The sequence below is a fragment of the Mesorhizobium sp. M5C.F.Ca.IN.020.29.1.1 genome (assembly GCF_003997375.1).
In the GTDB taxonomy this organism is placed as follows: Bacteria; Pseudomonadota; Alphaproteobacteria; order Rhizobiales; family Rhizobiaceae; genus Mesorhizobium; species Mesorhizobium wenxiniae.
Window position 1 is genome coordinate 1 of the sequence record NZ_RZSW01000768.1, and the last position, 2219, is coordinate 2219.

3 protein-coding genes are annotated in these 2219 nt (G+C 63.6%); all 3 read left to right on the top strand.

Annotated features, from left to right (window positions below; genetic code table 11):
- Nucleotides 1-826: ADP-forming succinate--CoA ligase subunit beta (gene sucC, locus EOA85_RS33280; protein WP_127212540.1), on the top strand; the 826-nt coding region annotated here is incomplete at its 5' end.
- A gap of 11 nt (nt 827-837) precedes the next feature.
- A complete protein-coding gene (sucD, locus tag EOA85_RS33285; protein ID WP_127212541.1) occupies nt 838-1737 on the top strand; it encodes a succinate--CoA ligase subunit alpha in 900 nt (299 codons plus the stop codon).
- Nucleotides 1738-2219 (top strand): NAD(P)-dependent oxidoreductase (locus tag EOA85_RS33290; RefSeq protein ID WP_281033823.1); only part of this gene is annotated, 482 nt, incomplete at its 3' end.

Consider the following 2219-nt stretch of genomic DNA (forward strand, 5'->3'; position numbering starts at 1 on the left):
CATCATGATCGTCGCCTCGTCATCGGGCGGCATGGAGATCGAGGAGATCGCCGAGGCCGAACCCGACTCGATTATCCGCGCGACCGTCGATCCCGGCGTCGGCATGCAGGATTTCCAGGCCCGAGAGATCGCCTTTGGCCTCGGCATCGACAATGCGCTGATCGGCCGCGCCACGCAGACACTGCTCGGCTGCTACCGCGCCTTCGTCGACTATGATGCCTCGATGCTTGAGATCAATCCGCTGGTGGTGACGCGCCGCGGCGACCTCGTGGCGCTCGACGCCAAGATGAGCTTCGACGAGAACGCTCTCTTCCGCCGGCCGCATATTTCCGAGATGCGCGACAAGAGCCAGGAAGATCAGCGCGAAACCTTCGCCTCAGACCGCGGCCTGTCATATGTCGGACTCGACGGCAATATCGGCTGCATCATCAACGGCGCCGGTCTCGCCATGGCGACCATGGACATGATCAAGATCGCCGGCGGCGAGCCAGCAAATTTCCTCGACATCGGCGGCGGCGCCTCGCCCGAACGCGTGGCAAAATCCTTCCGTGCCGTGTTGCGCGATAGACAAGTCGAGACGATCCTCGTCAACATCTTCGCCGGCATCAACCGCTGCGACTGGGTGGCCGAGGGCGTCATCAAGGCGCTCAGGGAAGTCGGCGTGCCGGTTCCGCTCGTCGTACGCCTCTCCGGCACGAACATGGAAGAAGGCCGACGCATCCTCGCCGAATCCGGGGAGAACATCATCATCGCGGAAACGCTTGCCGAGGCTGCCGACAAGGCGGTCGGCGCATGGCGTTCTTTCACCGCCAACAAGGCTGCTTGAGGGCCCCTACGATGTCCATTTTACTCGACAAGAGCACCCGCGTCATTGTGCAGGGCTTCACCGGCAAGATCGGCAGTTTCCATGCCGAGGACATGGAGCGCTACGGGACGAACGTGGTCGGCGGCGTCACCCCGGGCAAGGGCGGCCAAACCCATCTCGGCATGCCTGTCTTCAACACGGTGAAGGGCGCTGTGCAGGAGACGGAGGCCGATGCCTCGATCGTCTTCGTACCACCGCCCTTCGCGGCCGATTCCATCATGGAAGCAGCGGATGCCGGCATCCGGCTCTGCGTTTGCATCACTGACGGCATTCCCTCCCAGGACATGATCAGGGTCAAGCGATACATGCGGCGCTACCGCTTCGAGGATCGCATGACCCTGATCGGGCCGAACTGCGCGGGCATGATCACGCCGGGCGAGGCACTGATGGGCATCATGCCGGGTTCGATCTACCTGCCCGGCCGCATTGGCATCGTCGGCCGCTCGGGCACGCTCGGCTACGAGGCGGCGAGCCAGATGAAAGCCCTCGGCATTGGCGTGTCGACGTCGATCGGTATCGGCGGCGATCCAGTCAACGGTTCGTCCTTCAAGGACATGCTGGAGCTTTTCGAGAAGGATCCGAACACCGATGCGGTGCTGATGATCGGCGAGATCGGCGGCCCGCAGGAAGTGGAGGCCGCGCTTTGGGCGCGCGACAACATGAAGAAGCCGCTGATCGCCTATATCGCGGGCCTTTCGGCGCCGAAGGGTCGGCGCATGGGCCATGCCGGCGCGATCATCTCCGCCTTTGGAGAATCGGCGCAGGAAAAAGTGGAGATCCTCAAGGAGGCGGGCGTCACGATCGTGCCGACGCCGTCGTCCTTCGGTGAGACCGTTGCCGACGTGTTGTCTGTCATGAGCAAGGCTGCCTGAATGGCTAAGCCCCGCGTCCTCGTGACCCGGCGCTGGCCGGAGAAAGTGGAGCGCGTGCTTGCCGCACGCTTCGACACCACACTGAACGAAACCGACCGTCCTCTCACCGAACGGGAGTTTGCCGCGGCGATGAAGGACTTCGACGCTGTCCTGCCGACGGTGAGCGACCGGCTGCCAGCTTCGATCTTCGAAAAGCCACCTCTTCGCACCAAAATCCTAGGCAATTTCGGCGTCGGCTTTAATCATATCGACATCGCCGTCGCCAAGGCGGCAGGCACCACAGTCACCAATACGCCGGGTGTGCTGACCGACTGCACGGCCGACATCGCGCTGACCCTGATGCTGATGGCCGCGCGCCGGGCCGGCGAGGGCGAGCGGCAGCTAAGGACCGGCGGATGGAAGGGCTGGTGCCCGACGCACATGCTGGGCCGCCAGCTAACCGGCAAGACACTTGGCATCATCGGCATGGGACGGATCGGCAA